This window comes from Pseudomonas sp. 3JA, assembly GCF_036961705.1.
GTDB classification, from domain to species: Bacteria; Pseudomonadota; Gammaproteobacteria; order Pseudomonadales; family Pseudomonadaceae; genus Aquipseudomonas; species Aquipseudomonas fluorescens_Q.
This window is the reverse complement of sequence record NZ_JBAMDJ010000050.1, coordinates 1-21,948: the sequence shown is the minus strand read 5'-3', so window position 1 is coordinate 21,948 and position 21,948 is coordinate 1. Positions and strand designations below refer to the sequence as shown.

Genomic DNA, 21,948 nt, shown 5'->3' with positions numbered 1-21,948 from the left:
ATACTAGTTAATCCCACCCGTAGCCGCCACCGAACTTACAATATCGGACACGGACCGCCATCCCGCCACCTGACTCGACGATAGTTCTACGTGAAACGCCTCATCCACAATCATGACAATCTCCACCACATCCACAGAGTCGGCATTCAAATCCTCCACCAGCCGCGAACTTCCACTTATCGTTCGTTGCGCGGCAGGGAAATACCCCGCCAGCAACCTGATTACTTCAGTCTCAATGGCAGCCTCAGCAACAGACGTATTCATTTACCATCTCATGCTCACAAAATTAAAAATTCAACATCGCCCTCAACATATCCGCAAATTGATTCAAATGCGCCGACAGTGTCTTGTTGAAATTGTCATGATACGAATTGGCATTCGAATATTTCTGGGTAAGGGATTGCAGCATGTTTTTCAGGCATTCTTCCTGGGCATTGAAGCCGGCTCGTCATTGGTTGTACTTCGCGGCATCCCACGTCACTGTGCCGTTATTGACGGACGGCCAAGCAAAGGAAGACGACTTAAGTCAGCAAGACCTATAGAGCCTTCAACTTTCGCAATTAAAAACACGCCAGGCGCATCAACTAACATATACACCCACTAAAATTAACATGACTACCACAAACGAACCAACAACCGCGAAAATTGAATATTTATCGCCCTTACTTTAATCACAAAAAACCGCCATCACGCTACTGCCTCTTAGCCTAGTTACTAGGGTAGCGAATGGATAGAATTACTCACGACTGTTTGCCCTTTGAGCATCTCTTCTATAAGGTCCGTTGCCGCGCCATGTCCGAGCAGATGTGCTGCATCTTGTGCAGGGTCATCAAGAACTTGTCTGAGGTCTTGGCCCATGTACAGTAGAACTGCTTCTGACACCTCCACCGCACTGTGATACCCCATTCCGATGAGGAAAGCCGCCGCACCTGAAGCTCGTGCAAGTTTTTGGTCTTTTCTCTCCAGCGTGTCGTTACTCAATGGTTCCCAATCAATTGAACTTTTTTGTTGTAACCTGCCAAGGAACTGCCTGTCATGGGCGTCCCCCCGCAGCATGTCCCAAACTTGCAAAATTTCTACTGGCGACCCCGACATGTGCCCCACCAAAGGCTCGGTGGTCTCGAGCACGCGGCTTTCACTTAGATGGGGAACACTCCATTCAACTCGCGGTATTCTTTTTTCCAGTGGGACGCCTATTTGCTTATCCGCTTTTTCGCCGACGTTGTGTATTCCAATCAGCGGCCTAAGCTCCGCGGATGGACGGACGCGTTCTGTTTTCTTAAGGGGACCAGCGACATAAAAGCCACCCTCCTTCTGAATATCACGAATGACGTTATCTGTCAGCACAGGCAACCCGCGCGCCCTCATCAGGTAATTAAGATTCTTTAAAGCATCCGATTGTTCTTGAACCTCCCTCTCGCTGCCCTTAACGGCCGTACCTGCGTAAAGTTCTCCAATATCCCCCATCAAGGCGATTACTATCACGCGGTCTCTCCCCGTGACTGCCTTCAATGCGTAAGGCATTTGGTGCTCATCACGCACGCGGGCAAGCGTATCGAAAAGCACATCAATACGCTCACCAAAAAGGATCCCCCCCTGCCCAAACAAACGTTTGCTCAATGTTTTCTGATCTTCTGGATTTAGATTCTGGATCAGGTCATACAATGTCCCGGCAGCCTCGCCAAGTTCTTGTACGAGCGAGTACCCCGGATAATAAAGAAGCGTCCTTGCAACGATCGTCTGTGATAATGCCAACTCAGCCGTCCCCGAATCTTCTTCGGAGCGTAGGGCTGGATCGATATGCGACATCCTAGACCCCCCTTCCATTATTCGACTGGATTGCGACAAACACAGCGCCTTGGAACCAACAGGTGTGACCGCCAAAACGTCCGTCGCTGAGTTGGGCAGTGACAATATTCCACTGCTTGACTGCGCCTTAATTATGGCTGTCGATAACCGTACCGATGCGGGCCTTTCAAGATCATTAATGCCAACAGCTCGACCGGGTACATTCAGGATTTTCATTGCAATCTCATATTAAACTTTAGGTTAATTTCAGCCGTCTTCTGCCTATAACCTCCCCCTTACGATCGAATTAACAATATCGGTGACAGACTTCCATTCCGCCACCTGACTCGACGATAGTTCTACGTGAAACGCCTCATCCACAATCATGACAATCTCCACAACATCCACAGAGTCGGCATTCAAATCCTCCACCAGCCGCGAACTTCCACTTATCGTTCGTTGCGCGGCAGGGAAATACCCCGCCAGCAACCTGATTACTTCAGTCTCAATGGCAGCCTCAGCAACAGACGTATTCATTTACCATCTCATGCTCACAAAATTAAAAATTCAACATCGCCCGCAACATATCCGCAAACTGATTCAAATGCGCCGACAGTGTCTTGTTGAAGTTGTCATGATACGAATTGGCATTCGAATACTTCTGGGTAAGGGACTGCAACATGTTTTTCAAACGCTCTTCCTGTGCATTGAAGCCGGTTTGCCATTGGTTGTACTTGGCGGTATCCCACGTCACTGTGCCTCCGCTCGGCACGCTACCTAGCATGGTCGTCAATGGGCTGAGGTCGATGACGACACACCAGCCGCTATCCGGCGGGGGATTCTGTTTCAGGCAACTGGCGGGCAAGCCCAGGGCCTTGAGCCATTTCTCTGCTTCTTCCTTGCTCGCTGCGCCGTCGCCAGGTTTCGGAAAGAGTACGGACGCGGAGTTGGGGTGGCTGTATTTATTGATCAGACTGGTCAACGCGGCGCGCAATCCGCTGACACTCACCTTGACCTCTTTACCGTCGTTCGTCCCCTCGATCCAGTCCTTCATCTTCGCGGTAATTAGAGCGTTGAAATCGGCAAAGAAGTCGGTATAGGCCTTGATGATGTGTTCGTAACCGGCGAGGTAGCCGTTCTTGATCAGGTCGATCAGCTCGAGCAGTTTGTCGAAGAAGTCATTGGAGGAATTGATCCCGGCATCCAGGGCCTCCGCGATTTCGAAGGGTTTGTCCTGGTCCACGGCTTGCTTGAGGCTGCGCAGGATTTCGCCTTGTTCCTCATTGAGCTGGCGCAGTCGACTGTCGTCCAGAAGCGTGGTCTTCATGCTGTGGCTCATCACCGCACAACACTGGCGGGCGCGCTGGGCCCACAGGTGTGAGCGATCGCGCTTGGCGTGGATTTGCTCAAGAAACTCCGGGATAAGTTGCGCCACGGACTCGGTGGTCATGCCTTCCAGCGACTTGGCGTTGAACGGGCCCCTGAGCAGATTGGCGAGGCTGCGATTGAGTGCGTTCACGGAGCGGTCGAGCAACTGTGTCAGAGAGCTGACCGTTTGTACTTCAACGGGAATGTCCACAGGCAACGGTGTATCGACCGTGGCGTCGATGTTCGGCAGCAAGACGACAGGTGTCTGTATGAATCTGGTGATTTCCATGTTCCTCTCCTCAAGCCGTCACGGCGCGAATAACGTCACTGCGTGATTGAAAAAGCTGCATGACCATGTCCATCAGTTTTTGCAGCAATGCGGCATCGGCCGCGTCCTTCTGAGCGACTTCATCCCCCAGGCTCTTCTGGCTGGTCTGCGCACTTTGCTGCAGCACCTCTTTCTCCCGCGCGGCGTACTCGGTCAGGAGGCGCACCATGCTCGACACCACTTGGCTCAGGTTCATTGACATGGCGCTGAGGGCGCGGCCGATTTCGAGTTTCCTTTCAATACCCCGGCTGCCCATCTGGCTCAGCCAGTCGGAGGTCTCGCTGACCTTTTGCGCGTTGGATATTTGCTTTTCGAACCAGGCTTGGTCCTTGGCTGAGAGGGGCGATCCCTTGGGTTTGAAATCGACCAGCGTCGGACGACCGAATGCGTCGAACGTCCTGATCTTGTAGGTGGTGTCCGAATTCCAGTCCGTGCGGTCGCGTTCAAGCTTGAGGTCGCGTTCGATGTTCCTGGCGTTCAGGGCGTTGGGCTTGTGCAGGTTCAATCGGTTCTGGGGGTCTGTCTCGCTCAGCCACTTGGCGTTGCGACCGACCTCCTGTGCCTTGAGGATTTCCTTGTCGAACCAGGCCTGGTCCTCGGCTGGCCGGGGTGAACCGCTGGGTTTGAAATCGATCGTCTTCGCGCGACCGAATTCATCAAGGGTCTTGATCTTGTAGCTGCCCTGCGGATTCCACTCGCTGCGACTGCGTTCAAGCTTGAGGTCGCGTTCGATATTGCGAGCGTCCATGGCGTTGCGTTTGTGCAGGTCGATGTCAGCATGCTTCAACGTTTGCCCCTGGAAGGTCTTGAGCAAGGCGAACCCAGAGATCGCGCCGGACACGATGGCCCCGGTGATAGCGCTGTACAGTGCCGCCTGGCCCGACTCGACAATGGCCGCGCCTTGGGCCTTGGCCGCCTCGGAGGCCATGACGCTGAAATGTCCACGCAGTTGAGCATTGGCGACCCGCGCGATGTTCAGCGCGATGATCGCCGCCACCAATACGTTCGCGTGTTTCTCCCAGGCGCCTGGATCGAAGACCAGCTCGTTGCGCACTTCATCGCTGAGCATCATCGAGGCGGCCATGAAGTCCTGCCAGTCCGACTCGGTGGGCTGGTAGGCGTTGATCGCGCTCTCCAGCTCCGCAGCTGAAGGCGCCGTGATGCTGGGGTTCTGGAGGACTTGTCTTGCGGTGATCTCGCCGAAAACCGCTGAATCGGAGAGGGACTTCCTTTTGAGGGGGTTTGAAGATTCAGTTTGAGCGGTTAACACGTCTTGCCCTGCATTGAGGACAAAAACATGCGTGCTCGAAGTGTCAATAGCCTTCATCGTAGGTACCTGCTATCCGTGATTTCGAATGTTCTGAGCTATCTTCAGCTTGGCGTTGTGACTGTGCTGCAGATCGGCAAACACCTGCTCGATCTGATGGGTTCGCTCCCGCATCGCCTGGCCGTAGTCGTCGACTACCTGGGTCAGGTATTTGCTGATTTCCTCGCTGATCGCCATGCGCACTCGCACATCGGCCAAATGCACGGCCGCTTTGGCCTGATGCCGACCGGCCTCGATTTGCATCACGCCCTGCGCCGCGACATGGCCGAACTCGGTGACGGCCTGGGCGATCTCCAGGTTGGCGGCGTAACGGGCCAGCGATACCGCATCGGCGCCGTTGGTCACCAGGCTGCGCAACTGCGTGAGCATCTGGGTCAGCGATTTGCCCACCGAGGTTGCCACCTGCTTCATGGCTTGCATTGCAGCGGGCGCGGCCTGGGCGACCACCGACCCCAGTTTCGAGGCGACGGCGCTGACCATCGGCCCGATCACCGCCGTCCCGACAACCGCCACCAAGGCAATGGCGGCCAGCGTCGAAACGACGCCCTGGATCATGCCGGCGATCTGCGCGATTTCCTTGGCCTTGTCTTCATCAACGCCCACCTCTATCAGTATCTGGGTGTAGAGCTCGGTGAAGAACTCGATGGCCTCTTGCATGGCGACGGTCAGCGGCTTCATGGCCTCGGCCATGAACGATTTGCCGGTTTTCTCCTCGACCACCGCATCGGCAATCATTACCGCTGCGCCAACCACCCCAACCACGATCAGGGCCACGTTGGCGGTCAGGACCCCGGCGACGATGGTGGCGGCGGCCAATATCGCCCCGACGATCTTGCCGATGCAGCCCATGGTTTTCTGCAACGCCTCGGCCTTGCGCACTTCCTCCAGGTATTTATCCGACTCACGCTTCATGTGCTCCTGAAGCTTGACCTGCAACTCCTGGAACAACTCCTGGCTCAGCTCCTCCTTGTTCTGCGCTGCCTCACCGAGCAACTCGATGATCTTCAAGCGGTTGAGCAAGGCCAATGCACTGCTGCTGAGGGCTTTTTCGTCGGTTTCCTTTTGGTCGGGGCCTGCGCCGCCGGACACCACCACTTTCGCGATCACCCCGCTCAAGGTTTTGGCAAAGGTATTGGCGATCTCGATCAGCTTCAGGTGCGCGGCGGTCGCTACGTTGAACGTTTGGGTGTGGCTCGCCAGTTCGCCCTTGAGCTGATCGCGACGGGCCAGCTCCTCGGCGTATTCGGGCGAGTCAGGGTCCAGTTGTGCCAACCGCGCTTCGCTGTCTGCCAGCAGACCTTGGAAATGCAGGACCCGCTCGTGCAATTGGTCGAGTTGCGCCTGGCTGCTGCCGACATCCCCCTCGGCATCCGCCATGGCCTGGACGGCGGCGGCGTATTCGGCCGAGAGGTTTTCAAGCCCTTGCTGGCGGGCACCGGCCATGCTCTGCAACATCGCCAGGCGGTTTTTCAGTTTGTTGACGTCGACCTCACCGATCAGCTCGGAAATCATCGCCATCAACAGGGTGAACAGGTCACCGTTGGTTTCCTGCTTGTTGCCATCGGCCCGCGGCGGTGGTGCGTGCAGCACGGGTCGGCCGGTGCTGGCGGTCGGGCCAGCGTGACCGTCGTATTGCACTGACATCAGGTCCGCCAGGGCTTTGCGACCGGCCTCCTGATAGTCCGTGGTCCTGGCGGCCTTGCTGGCCGCCGCGCCGTATTTTTCAAAGGCTTCGGTGCGGCTCATTTCCCCCAGGAAGGGAGCGCTACGGGTACTTCCTATGTCAGTCATGTTCAGTCCTCCGAACAGTGCAGTTCCATGTGGGCCAGGGTGTCGAGATACACCTTGGCCTGCTCGCGCAGATCGTCTTCCGCGGCTTGCTCGATGACGTATTCGAAACACAACCTGGCCTTGCCGACCTTGCCCAGGGCCAGATGACACTGGCCGGTGTAGAGCATTGGCCGGTAGTCGTTCTTGCCTTGGGCAAACGCGATGGCATACAGGTCGATGGCCTTCTGGTGGTTTTGCTTGAGCTGGTGCACCGCCGCCAGTCCCATCCAGTAATGGCTGTTGTAGAAGTCGTAGATGCACAGGAAGTGGAAGAACTTCTCGGCGTCGTCCAGCCGTCCTTGTTCGTAGAACTGGAAGGCGAAGGCATAGAGGCTGTCCATGTGTTCGTCACTGATGCCTTGCACGTCTTTCAACGCCGCGCCACCGAGTACCGCGTCCACGACCTCCAGGGCCACCTGCTCGTCTTGTTTGTTGTCGCGACTCATCGGCCACACTCCTGAAAAAGCGTCAGCGTTGCTGACGGGTGCATTGAGCCAAAACGCCGATAGGTCACGCTGCCAAATTGCGCTCATCCTTGCCTTTGTGGCGAGGGAGCTTGCTACCGCTGGGCTGCGCAGAAGCCCCCCCGAGAGCACTCCAATCAACCTGATGTACCGTGTCGTCGGGTTTTGGGGCCGCTGCGCGACCCAGCGGGAGCAAGCTCCCTCGCCACGGGGTGGTGGGTGTTCGGCGTGGTTGATGGGGTGCTGTTTCGGGTCGGTGTTGCCTCCAGACGAAATCTCCAGCTGGCGAACGGCTCTTGTGGCGAGGGAGCTTGCTCCCGCTGGGCTGCGCAGCAGACCCCCGAAGACCACGCCAATCAACCTGATGCACCGTGTCGTCGGGTTTTGCTTCTGTGGCGAGGGGATTTATCCCCGCTCGAGTGCGCAGCGCTCGCTGCTTTTTTGGGGCCGCTTCGCAGCCCAACGGGGATAAATCCCCTCGCCACAGGGTTATGCATGACCCTGGCCTCACGCCTGTTCGACCTGTTCCAGCCAGATCAGCAGGCGCAGCACTTCCTCGACTTCCTGCACCTGGAGGAAGCTGTAGCGCTGGTGGGTCTTGAAGATCCGTCGGGCCAAGGCTTTGTCGTTGATCACCGGCACACCGACTGCCTTGGCATACGCCCGCACCGCCAGGGCGCGTTGGTTGGTTTCCATCAGGGAGATGAACGGCAGCAAGGTGATTTCCGGGCGGAAATACACGCCGATGGCAATGTGCGTCGGATTGGCGATGATCATGCGCGAGCTGCGCACGTCGGATTTGACCTGCTCCGACAACAGCTCCATGTGCAGGTCACGGCGGCGGCCCTTGATCTGCGGGTTGCCGTCCTGCTCCTTGTGTTCACGCTTGACCGCGTCCTTGTCCATCATCTGGTCTTTCATGAACAACCAATATTCGCTAAGGGCATCGAGCACGACGATCAGCAGGATGCAGGCCAGGAACGCCAGCACCAGCACCAGCAGCAAATGCCCCCAGATCGCGAACAGGTCCGCTGCCTGGGCGAACAGTTGGGCAAACAGCAATTGCCGCTGGGTGACCCAGACGATCCACAGCGCCATGGCGAAACTGCCCAGGTACAACAGCGCCTTGAAGGTGTCCTTGACCGTGCGCAGGCTGAACAATTTCTTGAAGCCATTGATCGGGTTCAAGGCGCCGAGATTCAGCTTCAACGCTTCGCTGGCCAGGGCAAAACCGCTTTGCAGCAGCGCCGGCAACGCACTGGTCACCACGCAGACCAGCAACAGCGGCAGCAACGCCTTGAGGCCGACCAGCACCAGCATCGCCGAATAGGTTTGCAGTTCAACGTCAAAATCGCTGGCGATGATGCGCCGGTAGACCTCCATGATCTCGAACAGCGAGCTGTTGAAGACCAGATAGCTGATGCCGCACAGGGTCAGGCAGGTGATGACCAGATCCTTGGCCTTGAACGTCTGGCCCTTGCGGGCGGCATCCCGGAGGCGTTTGGCGGTGGGCTTCTCAGTCTTCGAGGCGCTGGATGACATGATCGCCCTCCCCGTCACCCAGAGACTGCGCCAGCCCCTCGGACATCCCGCCCATGCGCAGGACTTCGTCCGGCAGGTGCACACCGAAATACAGCATCAACACCACCAGCGCCACCAGGCTCTTGACCGTCAACGACACGGAAAAGGCGTTCATCTGTGGCGCATAGCGCGAGAGCAAACCGAGCAAGGCTTCGCTGACCAGCAAGGTCGCCACCACCGGCGCACTGATCACCAGCGTCTTGCTCACCAGCACATCCAATAGCGCGTGGAGAGCCGGCAAGTGCATCACGCAGTCGTTGCCCGGCGCACAGATGCGATAGCTCTGCGCGACGGTTTCCAGCATCAACAGCATCCCACCGCCTTCGAGGTACACCGCCGCCGCGAACAACTGGAGAAAATTCGCCAACTCCGACGTGTCGACACCGTTCGCCGGATCCACCGTGCTGCTGAGCATGGCACCGCGCTGGTTGTCGATCAGGTTGCCCATGGCATGCAGCACCCAGAACGGCCAGCACAGCAGCACACCCAGCAGCACGCCGATACTCACCTCCCGCAGCATCAAACCGAGGAACGCCAGGCTGTCGAGGGCGGGCGTCGGCACGCCGACGTAGGCCCAGAACCCCAGCGCCACCAGGACAATCACCGCCTGGCGCGCGACACCGGTCAGCACGCCGCTGTTGAGAAACGGCAACATGAAGAAAATCGGCGCCAGGCGCGCCACGCCCAACAGCGCGGCAGCGAACCCGGCGTACAACTCGAAGAACAGCGTCACCGCCATCGGCCTAACCCAACGCCAGGCGAATGACTTCGCGGCTGAAATCCAGCAGGGTTTCGCCGTACCAGCCCGAGAGCAGGAACAGGCACGCGGCGACCGCCAGCAGCTTGAAGCCGAACGGCAGGGTCTGTTCCTGCAACTGGGTCACGGTCTGGATCAAGCCCACCACCAGGCCGACCACCGTGGCGACGATGATCGGCCAGGCCACCATCAGCAGGATCAGGTACAGGGTCTTGTTGCCGGCGTAGATCAGATCGTTCATGGCTGCGCCTACGCCAGCAAGGTCAGGTATTGCTTGACCAGCCCGGTGGACAGCAGCGCCCAGCCATCCAGGGCGACAAACAGCACCAGCTTGATCGGCACGGAAATGATCACCGGGCTCATCATCATCATGCCCAGCGCCAGCAGGATGCTGGAGATCACCAGGTCGACAATCACGAAGGGCAGGTACAGGTAGAAGCCGATCTTGAAGGCACTCTTGATTTCACTCAGGGCGTAGGCCGGCAACAGCGAAAACAGCGAAGGCGCCAGCTCTTCATCGGCGGGCCAACCGGTGTCGGTTTCATCCTGGACCGCCTGGGCCCGCTCGAAGAACAGCGCCAGCTCCGGGTCGGTGTATTTGCGCAGGTAATCCTTGTAGCTGCCCAGGCCATTCTCGGCGAAGTTCACCACCGATTCGATATCGGTAAAGGCCACCGCCTCGGTCTTGTAGTAGTCATGGCCCTGCTTCACGACCGGCGTCATGACGAACACCGCGAGCATCAGGGCAATCGCGTTGAGTGCCATGTTCGACGGCACTTGCTGCAAGCCCAAGGCGTTGCGCACGATGACGAAGACGATGGAGAACTTGAGGTAGCAAGTGCCCGCTGCCACCAGGAACGGCAGCAACGAAGCGAACGCCAGCAGCGCGATCAGCGAGACGTCATTCATCGTCGCCGTCCCGATAGACTTTCAGCAATTCGACGCCCAACTGTCCGTCCAACTGCACCAGCTCGCCCAGGGCCACGGGCTTGCCGTTGGCGCGCACCTCGATGTACCGGGCCGCGTCGTCAGCCAGCGGGATCAGTTGCCCGGCGATGATCTGCGACAGCGCGGCCAGGTCGAGATCATGGGTGGCGAGCAGGAATTCCAGGCGCACCGGAAGCGATCCCAAGTCGATTTCCATGGCAGGTTCTGACGGGCTCTCTGGACTGGCCTCGGCCACGGTCGGTTGCATGTGTAAACCCTCTTCGGTAAAGGTGAAAACGCCAAGGCATTGGCCCGCCACAAAGCAGCGTTGCATGGGCTGGGCGATGCGCAGCACGTCGCCCTCCCCCAGCCGCATTCGGCTGGCAAGACGCACGTGGCTGATGCCGAGGATCAGTTCCAGACGCAACGGCAATGTCTTCAGCCAAGAGTCGGCGGCCACAGGGCCGCGCGGGGCATTCCTGGGCGGCAACTGGGTCAACCACACGCGCCCTCCGGTGGTGTCGAGCCACGGCACTTCGCCCGTCGGCAAGCGCGCCGGGGCCACGGATTCGATGTCCGACAGATGGCTGTAACGCAACTCGTCCACCTCCAGTGACAAGGGCCGTGGCACCGCCCGGAACAACTCGACGATGCGAGGCAACGGACACGGCTGCGTCAGCAGCGCTTGCAAGGTCGGGAGCGAATGGTGCAACCAGTCACGAGCCCTGATCAGCCCGCGCCAGGGCCCGCCATCACCCTGTGCGCAGAAGCTCAAATAGTCGGAACGCTTGGGCACCTTGGCCAGATCCGCGTCCCGACCGGCGCGCCGCCAGCGTTGAATCGCCTGGGCGTGGGCATGCACCAAAGGGTCGACCCGACGTAGCTGCAATGCGCTCATGCCGGATGCTCAGCCTGTTCGTCCGGATCCTCGTCCGGCCCCTGCTGCGAACCCTGGCGCGGCTGCTCGCCGCCGCTGTCGGTCAGCCGCCAGGCAGGCTCCCGGGCCAGGGCGAAAGGTTCCTTGAGTTGCTCGAACACCAGGGCATTGCTGGGGCTGAGCGTCAGGGGTCGAGTGGGCTCTTCAGACCCGCGGCTGATCGTCACTTGTCCGCTGGCCCCCGCTCGGTTGAAGGGGACTTGCAGGACCCCTCGATCCGCACCCGGCAACGTCTCGACCATGACATCGAGCGCGGGTGGCGGCGTCGATGCAGGGACGGATGCCGTGGCAACCGTCGGTGCGTGACGCGTGCCTTGGAGGCTCAACGGCGCCTGGGGCAGCGGTTCATCGCCAAGGGCCAGTGACCGCTCACTGGCAGCGGTGGACGGCTCACGCCGTGGCGGCTCGATCGATGCCGAGTAGGTCGGCAGCGTTGATTGATCCCCCGCTGGCTCCAAGCGTTGAGACAACGGAGGGCGTGCCATCTGGCTGAGCGGTGGGCCGGCGTGTGGAAAAGTCATTGCGACCCGGGCACGGGGTGGCGCGTGAACGACTTCAAGCTCCACCGCTTCGCGAGCACCCGAGCGCTCCCCATCACGCTCAACCTCCGCGCCGCCCTGAATAATACTCATCGAACGCCAGGCCAGCGCACGGCCGGTGTCCATTGGCTCGCGATGAGGCCGAACCAGCGCAACCATCAGGTCCAGCACGCCCTGTGGCAGCTCATCTTCCTGCACCGGGATAAGCAGGTCTTGCAGCTCATCCATCGGGCCCTCGTCGACGGGGTCCAGGACTTGGACCGGCCGAGCGGGAACCACTGAGAGCTCTTTCATCGCCGTCCCTCCATCATTTCTTCCAGCTCCCGCTCTTCCCGGCGCACCGCTTCAAGCCGTTGAACCCGTAACAATTGCTGGACGGAACGCTCGTACTTGTCGTGTTTGCGCAACAGCCCACGCAACCGCTCGCGCTGCACCTGCAACTGCTGCTCGACCTGTCGGCACTGCTGATCCACGCGGTCCCGCTCGAGCCGCAGCAGATCGATCCGCCGACGAATCACCGCCTGGGTACGCAACAGCGCCAACAGCTGCCCGTGATCCAGCACGCAGTCATTGACGCGATGGCTGGCCAACAGGTCTTGCAGCGCTGCTTCCTGCACCTCGAAGCCGTCGCGCTCCGTCAGCAGAGGCTGCAATTGGCGCTGGACGTGCAGCAGCGCCTGCTCGCCGCGTTGCCGCCGGAACTCGCTGAAGGCCAACAAGCGTCGCTGGTCAGGCAAGGATTTCATGCAAGCTCCGTAAGGTTTCGTCCGGCTCGCAACACTCGCCCGTCGGCTGGCGCAGCCATCGGTCAAGGGCATCACGCCGGTGCATCGCGTGGTCATTGGCCGCATCCGCGCCCGGGCTGTACTCGCCCATGTCGAGAAAGACCTGCAACTGTTCAAGACGGGCCAGGGTTTCCCGGGTCGACGCGGCCAGTTGCTGCACCTGCGGCGTGGTGACTTGCGTCGCCACCCGGCTGACGCTGCGCAGGACATCGATGGCCGGGTAGTGCCCCTTGGCCGCCAGGGCACGGCTGAGGTAGACATGGCCGTCGAGGATGGAACGAATCTCCTCGGCGATCGGATCCGGCTCGTCGTCGCTTTCCAACAGCACCGTGTACCAGGCGGTGATGCTGCCGGTCGCGGTCACCCCAGGTCGCTCCAGCAAGCGCGGCAAGGCGTCGAACACCGAGGCCGGATAGCCGCGCCGCGCCGGGGCTTCGCCGGCCGCCAAGGCCAGGTCGCGACGGGCCCGGGCGTAGCGGGTCAACGAGTCCAGCAACAACACCACGCGCCGCCCCTGGTCGCGAAAATACTCGGCGATGGTGGTGGCTTGCAGCGCCGAGTTGCAGCGATCCACCGAGGAAAAATCCGAAGTGGCGAACACCACCACGCACCGAGAATGCTTGGGCGACTGGCGCAGGTGCGCGATGAACTCAGTCACCTCCCGCCCACGTTCGCCAATCAGGCCGATCACGAAGACCTCTGCGTCGGTGTGCTCGATCAGCATGTTGATCAAGGTGGTCTTGCCGGAACCGGCGGCGGCAAAAATGCCGATGCGCTGACCGACGCCGCAGGTCAGCAAACCGTCGATGACACGAATGCCGGTGCGCAACGATTCCGCCACCGGGCGTCGCTGCTGGTAGGACGGCGGGTCGGCATCCACCGGACAATCCCGTTGCGCCACCGCCGTCGAAGGCGCCAGGCGCTCGACGATCGTGCCCTGGGGATCGACCACACTGCCGAGCAAGGCGTCACTGCAGGTCAGTTGTAAGGTCGAGCCGGTGGGCACGATCATCGACTCCCGGGACAAGCCTTTGCCATCGCCCAGCAGGCTGAGCAACACGGCACCGGGCTTGAAGCCGATCACCTGCGCCCTCGCCGCGACCTCAGGCGAGCGCCAGTGCCGACGCACTTCACAGACTTCGCCGACCACCACGTCGCTCAGCGCGGCTTCGATCAATGGCCCGCTCAAACGCAACGGGTGGGCCGCGTGCCTTTCCAGCCGGAGGCTCATCGGCGCAGGATTTCCAGCAGTGTTTCCATCGCCTGAACAAAGGAATCCAGCGCCTGGGCGAAATGCTCGGCATCGCTCAAAGCAAGCGCATTGGCCATCAAGCGCAACTCCAGTCGCCCGTCGACTTCGCACAAGTGCAATTGGCCGGTGCGGGAAAAAACACTGCCTTCAAGCAAGAATTGCATCAGGTCAAAGGCGCAATAATTGAATGTCTGCGGGGTGGACTCGGCGACCGCCGCCCAGACCCACACATCGCCCTCTACGACCGCAACACTGATATCGGGCAGACTCCTCATCTGCATCTCTATCGTGCTGTGGCTGTCGAAGTGGCCTATCTGGCTGTCCACGCAGCCGCTGTATCGCAGTGCTTGGCGCAGTAGGTCGGCGATATCCATCGGTATCATTTTCAGGGTTTCCTCACAGCGTTTTGATGACATTGACGGAAACGCTCTCGGAGATTTCGCCGAACGACATGACGTCCAGCTCCCGGAAACGTCCCTCGATGAGTTTCTTGATGTAGCGCCGCACATCCACCGAACATAGCAACACCATGTCCTTGTGGGCGATGTGCACGCTGTCCAGGCCGACACTGAGGCGGTCCATCAGCTCTTCCGACTCGGCCGGTTCCAGGTTGAGGAAACTGCCGCCGGAGGTTTGCCGGATGCCGCGGCGCACCACTTCTTCGAACTCCGGCGACAACAGCAGTACGCGCAGGTCGTTGCCCTGGGCAAACTTGTTGCTGATGTAGCGGGCCATGGCGCCGCGCACGTGTTCGACCAGCGCCAGCACGTCCTTTTCCCGGGAGGCCCAATGGGCAAGGGATTCGAGGATCAGCTTCATGTTGCGCACGGAGATGCGCTCGCCAATCAGGCGCTGCAGCACTTCGGCGATCTTCTGCACGGTGACGTGGCGATAGACTTCCTTGAGCAGGTCGGGGCAGCGGGTTTCCATTTCGTCGAGCAACTGCTTGGTTTCCTGCACGCCGAAGAACTCCTGGATGTTGCGCGCCAGCAGCGTGACCAGGCAGCGATAGCATTCTTCATCGGCGGGCCGCAGGTGATAGCCCAACTGTTGCACTCGCTCGCGGTCGGCGGCGCTGACCCAGACACCGCCCAGGCGATTGCTGTCGTTGCCACGCACCAAGGCAAAACCCAACGGGTCCAGCTCCGGCGAATAATCCAGCAGGCGCCAGTGATCGAAATGAATGTCGAACTGCTCGGCCCGTACTTCGTTGATCAGCACCGCCACTTGATGCGCCGGTAGCGCCTCGCTGGCCCGCAGCCGTGGCTCGGGAATGCGCAAACCGTAATCGACGAAAAACTGGCTGCGAAAGCGCGCCGCCCAACGCTGCTTTTCCAGCGCTTCGAGTTGCGTCTTGGGCACCAGCAGCATCAAAGCGATGGTTTCTGTCGCGAGGTTGTCGACGTCATCGAGCAGTCCTGACTCGCTCGGCAGCGCGTCTTGCTCGGCGGCTTCGGCGCGGCTTTCGCCCGGGCCAGCCTGTCGCGACGATTTGCGCTGGCGCACAAACACCACCAGCCCCAACACGCCGGCAATCGACAGGAAGGTCAGCAACGGGAAACCCGGCAACAGGCCCACGCCCACTGCCAGCAGCGCGGTAACACCAAGGACGAACGGGTTGCCGAGCATCTGGGTGAGCATGTTGCGCCCCAGGTTGGCATCATCGCCGTTGACGCGGGTGACGATAAAACCGGCGCCGATGGCGATCAGCAGCGCCGGGATCTGGGCCACCAGGCCATCGCCGATGGTCAACAGGGTGTAGGTCGACAGGGCCGTGGACAGGTCCATGCCCAGCTGGCCGACGCCGATGGCCATGCCGCCAATGAAGTTGACGAAGATAATGATGATCCCGGCGATGGCATCGCCCTTGATGAATTTCATCGCCCCGTCAAAAGACCCGTACAACTGGCTTTCACGCTCCAGCACGCTGCGTTTTTCCCGGGCCTGGGCCGCGTCGATGGCGCCGGCCTTGAGGTCACCGTCGATGCTCATCTGCTTGCCCGGCATACCGTCCAGGGAGAAGCGCGCGGCGACTTCCGCCACCCGTTCCGAGCCTTTGGTGATCACGATGAACTGGACAATGGTGACGATGGAAAAAATCACGAAGCCCACCACCAGGCTTTCGCCGATCACAAAGTCACCGAACGAGGCGATGATCTCGCCGGCATCGGCCTGGCTGAGGATCAGCCGGCTGGTGCTGATCGACAGCGCCAGGCGAAACAAGGTCGTTAACAGCAGCAACGCCGGAAACGTCGAATAGCTGAGGATGCGCTCGATGTAGAACGAGCCCATGAACACCAGCAGCGAGATGACGATGTTCAGGCCGATGAGAAAATCCACCAGCACCGTGGGCAAGGGGATGATCAGCATGGCGATGATCATCACCATCAAGGTCAGGATCAGCAGCTCCGGGCGAGCGCCGACGTTGCGCAAGAACCCATTGAGCAGGGTCATGGGCAACCGCCCGAGCGCCGCTGATCGATGCATTCATGGGCATAGGCGACGTCCGCCAGGCGGGTGAACTGGGTGGCCAGGCGCTGTGGCGCCTCCTCATCGGCAAACAGGGGCAAGGGCAGCCGCAGGCTGAGCCGACGTAGGGTCTGCAAGAGTATTGAGCGCTCACGGTGGGCACTGAGCAGCACCTGTTCGCCCAACACACCGAGCAACAACTGGTCGAGGTCATCGGGGTAGGTCAACACGCCGAAGAAGAACACCAGCCAGTCGGATTCATCGAGGTTGTGCCGACCGATGACGGCATCGCCAAGCACTGCGCCGACAAACTGCTCGTCGGCCGAACGCAGGCGCTTGAGGTCGGTCACTTTAGCGAGCAACTGGCCGAACTCGGCGCGCGAACAGCTGGGGTCCTGGGCGCTGATGTCGGTGAGCAACGCCGCTTCGATGAAGGCCAGCACCCCGCTGCGTTGCGCCGCGCCATACAGGGCGATCCAGTCCTGGTAACAACTGAGCGGGCCTTCGTCGGACTCGAGGAAATCCCGGTAAGTCTCGCGCAACAGGCCGGCCCGCACCGCCAGGCTCTTGCCGAACATCCGGGCCTTGAGCGCCGCGTTGATCCCGGCGTTCAAGCGCTTGGGGACGCCTTGGGCAACCACCGTCTGCAACAGCGTTTCGAGGCGCTGCCGGGTCAGCGTTTCCAGGTTCCTACGGCGCAACAACGCCCGTAGCACCAGGGCCAGGTCGCTGTCATCGGGAAACAGGCTTCGCGCCATTTGCAGCAACCAGGCGACGGGCTTGTCCGCCAACCGTGCCAGGCTCAGCACCTGTCGGGCCTTGGGCACGGTGTCGTCTTCCAGCACGCGCTCGAAGGTGTCGGTCAGGGCATCGGACTTGAGTTCGAACAACCGGCGGCCACGGAATTGGGTCAGTGCCGCCGAGAGTTCGTCGCTGATCTGCACGAGGCGCTGCGCCACCGTCGCCGTTGCGCTGTCCTCCGGCGCCTCGGCATCGACTGGCGGCTGTGGATGTTCGGCGGCTTTCTCGGCATTCAGCCGCGCCTGGGCGGCCCGGCCACCGAGGGAAACCGGGGGCAGCATCATTTCTCTGACATCCGGAAGTACATCCGACGCACCCGCTCGTGCTGCTGCGGAGTCAGCAACTGCCCGCCCGGCTCGCTCGTGGCCGGTTCAAAAGCCTCGCGAATTTCCTTGGGCTGGATCAGGAACACACGCACCGTGTTGGCCGAGCGCCCCTGACGATAGCTGAATAACCGACCGATCCAGGGAATCGACCCCAGCACCGGGACGCGTCCGATCTGCTCGCCGTGGTCATCGCGGGTGAAACCGCCCACCAACAGACTCTTGCCTTGGGGTACTCGCGCTACGGTACTGATGCGGGTGCGACCGACCGTCGGCAACGCGCCCTGGCGCTCACCCTGGCCCGGGCTCTCGACTTCGTTGCCGTCCTCGATATTGAGCGACATCTCGATCTCGTCCGCGTGGGCGAAACGCGGCAGTACATTCACCAACGTGCCGTAGGTCACATGCTGCAGATCGACGCTGCGCTCCCCGACCAAGGGGGCATAGAAGGTGCGGTTGTTGTCGAAGATCGCCGGCACGTTCTCTTGGGTCAGGATCACCGGGCGCGAGACGACATTGGCCCGCTGGGTCCGCTCCAGGGCCATGACCTGGGTGACGAACGAGGCGCCATCGAGGGTGGTCGCCGAGCCGGCGTTGAGCGATGCGCTGAAGGTGGCCCCCGACTTCACCGCGCCTTGCCAGTTGATGCCCAACTGGTTGAGCTCATCCTTGTGCAGGTCGATGATCCACAACGACAATTCGACGTGGCGTTTCGGCGTGTCCAGGGCATTGACCAGGTTCTCGATGAAGCGCACCTGCTCCGGCAGCCCCTTGACCAACAGGCTGTTGGTGTCCGGGTAGGCCACCACCCGAATGTTGCCGGCGGCCACCTCCCGCGCAATGATTCGCGGGGCCGTCGGGTCTTGGTTCGAGGGGGTGTCCGCCAGGCCCTCCAGGGGAAACAGCGGCATCGCGCCCCGCACTCCCGACGCGGTGCCTTGCGCCACCGACGGCTCGACCTCGTGCTTTTCGCCACGCAACAGGGCTTCGATCACAGTGGCCAGCCCTGGAATGGTCACCTTGTCGTCGCGCAGCTCATAGTTGCGGTCACTGACAAAGGTGTTTCGCACCTGGATCACACCGATCTGCTGCTTGCCCAACAGCAGCTCCGAGCGCTGGTTGTCCATCAAGCCGGCGGCTTGCACCACCAGGTCGACATAGATCGGCGGGCCCGAAACATGGAACGTCCGCAAACCGTCGTGACGCAACGGATACCGGACATCGTGCAGCCCCGAGCGCCCCAGGAAGGCCTGGAGCTTGGCCACGGTCAGGGTCTGCAGCGACATCATCGCGCTTTTGATTTCCGAGGCGTCATACAGATAGATCGCCTGGCCATCGCTGTACCAGATCAGCCCCATCTGCGCGCTGACACGCTCGAAAGTCCGTTGCGGCGTGCGCAGGTCGAACGTACCGCCGATCCGTTTGGCCGCCGCGGCCTTGCTGACAATGACCGGTTTGCCCAATGACCCGGACAGCTCGCTGAAAAAAGTCCGCGCGCTCTGCTCCCGGGCTTCGAAGGTGTAGACATCAGCCCGGGCGGCCAATGCTGGGAGCAGCATCGCGGTACTCAGGCACAGCCATGAAAGGGTCAGGGAAAATCGTCGCTGGCTCATCGACTCACTTGCCTGGCAGGTAGGTGATATCCGCCAGGCTGCTGGGCGCGAAACCCACCAGTTCGCGGACTTCCTTGGAAAAGTGTGAAGAGGAGGCAAAGCCGAACTCCAGCGCCACGTCGGTCAGCGAGCCGTCCTGAAGACTCATGTTCAGCAGCGCCTGGGCCGTGCGCCAGCCGCGCAACACCGGTTTGGCCGCGCTACCCAGGGCCTGTTGGCACAGCCGCCGAAAATGCGAAACCGACACGCCGTAGCGCTGGGCCAGCGTGTTGAGCTTTTCGCTGTGGGTGCCTTGTTCCAATAAAAACCGTACGAGCCCGTAGCTCTCGTGATGCCGCAACAGGTTGGCAGCCGCGTGATAGGCCGCGGTGCCGCCCAGCGCCTGGCCGATGAACCAGCGTTCGAATCGTTCCTGGGAGCGGACGACTTCCTCGGTCACCGGCAACATGGCCCACGGTCCAACTGCCCCCCGTTGCCCGACCTCGACGAAGGCATTGCTCATGTCGAAAAAAGCCTGCAACTTCACCAGCGGCGCCGCAGCCACAGGCTGGACCTGCAACGGGCCACCACTCCAGCGCAGCGAATCACCCGCCACCACCAACCCTTGCCAACCGACCGGCAGGCGATGACTGACGCCAAACCTCGCAGCGCTCAGTTGAACCGGGCTTTGCGCGACACGCAGGTGCAGCACCCGTTCGCGCTGTTCAGGCAATGCCGTGGAGCGAGATGATTTGTCCTGCACACCGGTCTCCTTTGCTACGTAGCCTTGGAAGGGCCGACAGGATGAAAGACCCGGCGTCTTGAATCTTGATGGAAAGGTGATGGGGCACGCACTGGCATATGCCTTGCACCCTTTTCGTTCATCGGCGCCCATGCCAATGGCGGAATGAGTGCCACACTGATTTAAAGGACAACGGCGTCGTCATCCGGCCCTGCCCTGGCAGCGCTGGGTACGGCGCTTTTTTTACGTGGAAGGTGATGCGCGATGAATGAAGTTCCAGCCAACCCCCTGGCTTGGGTCAACGGCAGCGATGCCCCGGAAAAGAGCGCAGTCAACCTGGGTTTCATGGCCTTGAGTGACTGTGCCCCGGTGGTGGTGGCCGCCACCCAGGGCTTCGCCCAACCCTACGGCCTGACCCTGAACCTCAAGCGCCAGACGTCCTGGGCCAACCTGCGGGACAAGCTGGTCAGTGGTGAAATCGATGCCGCCCACAGCCTGTACGGCCTGATCTACGCCGTGCACCTGGGGATCGGCGGCGTCGCGCCGACCGACATGGCCGTGCTGATGGGCCTGAACCAGAACGGCCAGAGCATCAACCTGTCCCATGGCTTGCAGGCCCAGGGCGTGACCAGTCCTGAGGCACTGGAACGGCACGTGCACCAAACTCGCCCGAAACTGACCTTCGCCCAGACCTTCCCCACCGGCACCCATGCCATGTGGCTTTATTACTGGCTTGCGGCCCAGGGCATCCATCCCTTGTCGGATGTCGACAGCGTCGTGGTACCGCCGCCGCAAATGATCGCGCACCTGCAAGCCGGACGTATCGACGGTTTTTGCGTCGGTGAACCCTGGTGCGCCAGCGCGGTGAAGCAGAACCTGGGCTTCACCCTGGCGACCACCCAGACCATCTGGCCTGATCACCCGGAAAAAGTCCTGGGCTGCACCCGCGCATTCGTCGAGCAGTACCCCAATACCGCCCGGGCCCTGGTCATGGCGATCCTCGAAGCCAGCCGCTTCATCGAACAAAGCAGCGAAAACCGTCGCAGCACCGCACAACTGTTGAGCGCGCCCGAATACCTCGACGCACCACTGGACTGCATCGAGCCGCGCTTGCTGGGGATCTACGCCGATGGCCTGGGCAACAGTTGGCAGGATCCCCATGCCATGCGCTTTCATGGCAATGGCGAGGTGAACCTGCCGTACTTGTCCGACGGCATGTGGTTCATGACCCAGTTCCGCCGCTGGGGCCTGTTGCGCGAAGACCCGGATTACCTGGCCGTGGCCCAGGACGTCCAGCAGCTCAAGCTGTACCGTGAAGCCGCTAGCGCACTGGGCATCGCGTCCCCGTGCCAGGACATGCGCAGCAGCCAGTTGATCGATGGCACCCTCTGGGACGGTTCGGACCCGGCCAAGTATGCCCGCAGCTTCAAACTGCACGCCTTGAGCGATGCGGCTCCCCTTTTCGCCAGCCGCTGACAGGAGCCTCGACCATGCTGCGTATCCTGCTGATCAACGACACCGCGAAAAAAGTCGGCCGCCTCAAAGCCGCCCTGATTGAAGCCGGATTCGAAGTCATCGATGAATCCGGATTGACCATCGACCTGCCGGCGCGCGTCGAAACGGTGCGTCCGGACGTGATTTTGATCGATACCGAGTCACCCGGACGCGATGTCATGGAGCAAGTGGTGCTGGTCAGCCGCGACCAACCACGACCGATCGTCATGTTTACCGACGAGCACGACCCGGATGTCATGCGCCAGGCGATCAAATCGGGCGTCAGCGCCTACATCGTCGAAGGCATCCACGCCGCACGCCTGCAACCGATCCTCGACGTGGCCATGGCCCGCTTCGAAAGCGACCAGGCCCTGCGCGCCCAGCTCCTGGCCCGCGACCAGCAACTGGCCGAGCGCAAGCGCATCGAACTGGCCAAGGGCATGCTGATGAAGATGAAAGAATGCAACGAAGAACAGGCCTACACCCTGATGCGCCGCCAGGCCATGAGCCGCCAACAGAAGCTGATCCAGGTGGCGGAGCAGATCATTGCCATGAATGAGCTGCTGGGCTGAAGGCCTTGTAGCGCCTGCCTTACCGCCCCACTGATGATCGTTCCCACGCTCTGCGTGGGAATGCATCCGTGG

Annotated in this window: 22 protein-coding genes and 1 pseudogene; 2 read left to right on the top strand and 21 right to left on the bottom strand. The window is 60.8% G+C overall.

Going from position 1 to position 21,948, the window contains the following annotated elements; all coding sequences use genetic code 11:
* Nucleotides 1-3: 3 nt before the first annotated feature.
* From V7773_RS26875 to V7773_RS26775, 21 genes and pseudogenes are all read right to left on the bottom strand, one after another.
* Nucleotides 4-264, bottom strand: a complete 261-nt coding sequence (locus tag V7773_RS26875; RefSeq protein ID WP_336076144.1) for an acyl carrier protein — start codon at nt 262-264, stop codon at nt 4-6.
* Nucleotides 265-286: 22 nt separating this feature from the next.
* A pseudogene (locus V7773_RS26870) lies at nt 287-481 on the bottom strand (IpaD/SipD/SspD family type III secretion system needle tip protein); the annotation flags it as partial.
* A gap of 233 nt (nt 482-714) precedes the next feature.
* On the bottom strand, nt 715-1,809 hold the full coding sequence (locus tag V7773_RS26865) for a hypothetical protein (RefSeq protein WP_336076143.1): 1,095 nt from the start codon (nt 1,807-1,809) through the stop codon (nt 715-717).
* A gap of 261 nt (nt 1,810-2,070) precedes the next feature.
* A complete protein-coding gene (locus V7773_RS26860) occupies nt 2,071-2,325 on the bottom strand; it encodes an acyl carrier protein (RefSeq protein ID WP_336076142.1) in 255 nt (84 codons plus the stop codon).
* A 22-nt stretch (nt 2,326-2,347) separates the two neighbouring features.
* Entirely contained in the window at nt 2,348-3,445 is a 1,098-nt protein-coding gene (locus V7773_RS26855; RefSeq protein ID WP_336076141.1) for an IpaD/SipD/SspD family type III secretion system needle tip protein, read from the bottom strand.
* A gap of 10 nt (nt 3,446-3,455) precedes the next feature.
* Entirely contained in the window at nt 3,456-4,811 is a 1,356-nt protein-coding gene (locus V7773_RS26850) for an IpaC/SipC family type III secretion system effector (protein WP_336076140.1), read from the bottom strand.
* A 12-nt stretch (nt 4,812-4,823) separates the two neighbouring features.
* Nucleotides 4,824-6,602, bottom strand: a complete 1,779-nt coding sequence (sctE, locus tag V7773_RS26845; RefSeq protein WP_336076139.1) for a type III secretion system translocon subunit SctE — start codon at nt 6,600-6,602, stop codon at nt 4,824-4,826.
* A 2-nt stretch (nt 6,603-6,604) separates the two neighbouring features.
* Nucleotides 6,605-7,087, bottom strand: coding sequence for a type III secretion system translocator chaperone SicA (sicA, locus tag V7773_RS26840; RefSeq protein WP_092345862.1), 483 nt, complete (start codon nt 7,085-7,087; stop codon nt 6,605-6,607).
* 525 nt (nt 7,088-7,612) lie between these two features.
* Nucleotides 7,613-8,647, bottom strand: a complete 1,035-nt coding sequence (locus tag V7773_RS26835) for an EscU/YscU/HrcU family type III secretion system export apparatus switch protein (protein WP_336076138.1) — start codon at nt 8,645-8,647, stop codon at nt 7,613-7,615.
* Nucleotides 8,622-9,425: a type III secretion system export apparatus subunit SctT gene (gene sctT, locus V7773_RS26830; protein ID WP_336076137.1), complete on the bottom strand. Its 804-nt coding sequence runs from the start codon at nt 9,423-9,425 to the stop codon at nt 8,622-8,624. The genes V7773_RS26835 and sctT overlap by 26 nt, the downstream gene beginning before the upstream one ends.
* Before the next feature lie 4 nt (nt 9,426-9,429).
* The gene (locus V7773_RS26825) at nt 9,430-9,684 is read right to left on the bottom strand and encodes an EscS/YscS/HrcS family type III secretion system export apparatus protein (protein WP_336076136.1); all 255 of its coding nucleotides are present in this window, start codon (nt 9,682-9,684) and stop codon (nt 9,430-9,432) included.
* 8 nt (nt 9,685-9,692) lie between these two features.
* Nucleotides 9,693-10,352 carry an EscR/YscR/HrcR family type III secretion system export apparatus protein gene (locus V7773_RS26820; RefSeq protein ID WP_336076135.1) on the bottom strand — a complete coding sequence of 220 codons (660 nt, stop codon included), beginning with the start codon at nt 10,350-10,352 and terminating at the stop codon, nt 9,693-9,695.
* Entirely contained in the window at nt 10,345-11,268 is a 924-nt protein-coding gene (locus tag V7773_RS26815) for a FliM/FliN family flagellar motor switch protein (RefSeq protein ID WP_336076134.1), read from the bottom strand. The genes V7773_RS26820 and V7773_RS26815 overlap by 8 nt, the downstream gene beginning before the upstream one ends.
* Entirely contained in the window at nt 11,265-12,140 is an 876-nt protein-coding gene (locus V7773_RS26810; RefSeq protein ID WP_336076133.1) for a SpaN/EivJ family type III secretion system needle length determinant, read from the bottom strand. The genes V7773_RS26815 and V7773_RS26810 overlap by 4 nt, the downstream gene beginning before the upstream one ends.
* Complete coding sequence (locus V7773_RS26805; protein WP_336076132.1) at nt 12,137-12,592, bottom strand: type III secretion protein; 456 nt, start codon at nt 12,590-12,592, stop codon at nt 12,137-12,139. The genes V7773_RS26810 and V7773_RS26805 overlap by 4 nt, the downstream gene beginning before the upstream one ends.
* A complete protein-coding gene (gene sctN / locus V7773_RS26800) occupies nt 12,576-13,862 on the bottom strand; it encodes a type III secretion system ATPase SctN (RefSeq protein WP_336076131.1) in 1,287 nt (428 codons plus the stop codon). The genes V7773_RS26805 and sctN overlap by 17 nt, the downstream gene beginning before the upstream one ends.
* On the bottom strand, nt 13,859-14,266 hold the full coding sequence (locus V7773_RS26795; protein ID WP_336076130.1) for an Invasion protein B family: 408 nt from the start codon (nt 14,264-14,266) through the stop codon (nt 13,859-13,861). The genes sctN and V7773_RS26795 overlap by 4 nt, the downstream gene beginning before the upstream one ends.
* Nucleotides 14,267-14,279: 13 nt before the next feature.
* Nucleotides 14,280-16,331 (bottom strand): EscV/YscV/HrcV family type III secretion system export apparatus protein, encoded by a 2,052-nt coding sequence (locus tag V7773_RS26790; protein ID WP_336076159.1) that lies wholly within the window; start codon nt 16,329-16,331, stop codon nt 14,280-14,282.
* 2 nt (nt 16,332-16,333) lie between these two features.
* Nucleotides 16,334-17,437 (bottom strand): type III secretion system gatekeeper subunit SctW, encoded by a 1,104-nt coding sequence (gene sctW / locus V7773_RS26785; protein WP_336076129.1) that lies wholly within the window; start codon nt 17,435-17,437, stop codon nt 16,334-16,336.
* Complete coding sequence (gene sctC, locus V7773_RS26780) at nt 17,434-19,089, bottom strand: type III secretion system outer membrane ring subunit SctC (RefSeq protein ID WP_336076128.1); 1,656 nt, start codon at nt 19,087-19,089, stop codon at nt 17,434-17,436. Before sctC ends, sctW begins: the two co-directional genes overlap by 4 nt.
* 4 nt (nt 19,090-19,093) lie before the next feature.
* Complete coding sequence (locus tag V7773_RS26775; protein WP_336076127.1) at nt 19,094-19,831, bottom strand: helix-turn-helix domain-containing protein; 738 nt, start codon at nt 19,829-19,831, stop codon at nt 19,094-19,096.
* 243 nt (nt 19,832-20,074) lie between these two features.
* On the opposite strand from V7773_RS26775, the gene V7773_RS26770 reads away from it, so the two are divergent.
* Both V7773_RS26770 and V7773_RS26765 read left to right on the top strand, forming a co-directional pair.
* Nucleotides 20,075-21,286, top strand: coding sequence for a CmpA/NrtA family ABC transporter substrate-binding protein (locus V7773_RS26770; protein WP_063322258.1), 1,212 nt, complete (start codon nt 20,075-20,077; stop codon nt 21,284-21,286).
* A 14-nt stretch (nt 21,287-21,300) separates the two neighbouring features.
* Nucleotides 21,301-21,876, top strand: coding sequence for an ANTAR domain-containing response regulator (locus V7773_RS26765; RefSeq protein ID WP_025212689.1), 576 nt, complete (start codon nt 21,301-21,303; stop codon nt 21,874-21,876).
* The last annotated feature ends 72 nt before the right edge of the window (nt 21,877-21,948 follow it).

Excerpts from the sequence above, each read along its gene's own strand:
- V7773_RS26875 (WP_336076144.1), bottom strand. The coding sequence starts at position 264 with ATGAATACGTCTGTTGCTGAGGCTGCCATTGAGACTGAAGTAATCAGG.
- V7773_RS26865 (WP_336076143.1), bottom strand. The coding sequence starts at position 1,809 with ATGTCGCATATCGATCCAGCCCTACGCTCCGAAGAAGATTCGGGGACG.
- V7773_RS26860 (WP_336076142.1), bottom strand. The coding sequence starts at position 2,325 with ATGAATACGTCTGTTGCTGAGGCTGCCATTGAGACTGAAGTAATCAGG.
- V7773_RS26855 (WP_336076141.1), bottom strand. The coding sequence starts at position 3,445 with ATGGAAATCACCAGATTCATACAGACACCTGTCGTCTTGCTGCCGAAC.
- V7773_RS26850 (WP_336076140.1), bottom strand. The coding sequence starts at position 4,811 with ATGAAGGCTATTGACACTTCGAGCACGCATGTTTTTGTCCTCAATGCA.
- sctE (WP_336076139.1), bottom strand. The coding sequence starts at position 6,602 with ATGACTGACATAGGAAGTACCCGTAGCGCTCCCTTCCTGGGGGAAATG.
- sicA (WP_092345862.1), bottom strand. The coding sequence starts at position 7,087 with ATGAGTCGCGACAACAAACAAGACGAGCAGGTGGCCCTGGAGGTCGTG.
- V7773_RS26835 (WP_336076138.1), bottom strand. The coding sequence starts at position 8,647 with ATGTCATCCAGCGCCTCGAAGACTGAGAAGCCCACCGCCAAACGCCTC.
- sctT (WP_336076137.1), bottom strand. The coding sequence starts at position 9,425 with ATGGCGGTGACGCTGTTCTTCGAGTTGTACGCCGGGTTCGCTGCCGCG.
- V7773_RS26825 (WP_336076136.1), bottom strand. The coding sequence starts at position 9,684 with ATGAACGATCTGATCTACGCCGGCAACAAGACCCTGTACCTGATCCTG.
- V7773_RS26820 (WP_336076135.1), bottom strand. The coding sequence starts at position 10,352 with ATGAATGACGTCTCGCTGATCGCGCTGCTGGCGTTCGCTTCGTTGCTG.
- V7773_RS26815 (WP_336076134.1), bottom strand. The coding sequence starts at position 11,268 with ATGAGCGCATTGCAGCTACGTCGGGTCGACCCTTTGGTGCATGCCCAC.
- V7773_RS26810 (WP_336076133.1), bottom strand. The coding sequence starts at position 12,140 with ATGAAAGAGCTCTCAGTGGTTCCCGCTCGGCCGGTCCAAGTCCTGGAC.
- V7773_RS26805 (WP_336076132.1), bottom strand. The coding sequence starts at position 12,592 with ATGAAATCCTTGCCTGACCAGCGACGCTTGTTGGCCTTCAGCGAGTTC.
- sctN (WP_336076131.1), bottom strand. The coding sequence starts at position 13,862 with ATGAGCCTCCGGCTGGAAAGGCACGCGGCCCACCCGTTGCGTTTGAGC.
- V7773_RS26795 (WP_336076130.1), bottom strand. The coding sequence starts at position 14,266 with ATGATACCGATGGATATCGCCGACCTACTGCGCCAAGCACTGCGATAC.
- sctW (WP_336076129.1), bottom strand. The coding sequence starts at position 17,437 with ATGATGCTGCCCCCGGTTTCCCTCGGTGGCCGGGCCGCCCAGGCGCGG.
- sctC (WP_336076128.1), bottom strand. The coding sequence starts at position 19,089 with ATGAGCCAGCGACGATTTTCCCTGACCCTTTCATGGCTGTGCCTGAGT.
- V7773_RS26770 (WP_063322258.1), top strand. The coding sequence starts at position 20,075 with ATGAATGAAGTTCCAGCCAACCCCCTGGCTTGGGTCAACGGCAGCGAT.
- V7773_RS26765 (WP_025212689.1), top strand. The coding sequence starts at position 21,301 with ATGCTGCGTATCCTGCTGATCAACGACACCGCGAAAAAAGTCGGCCGC.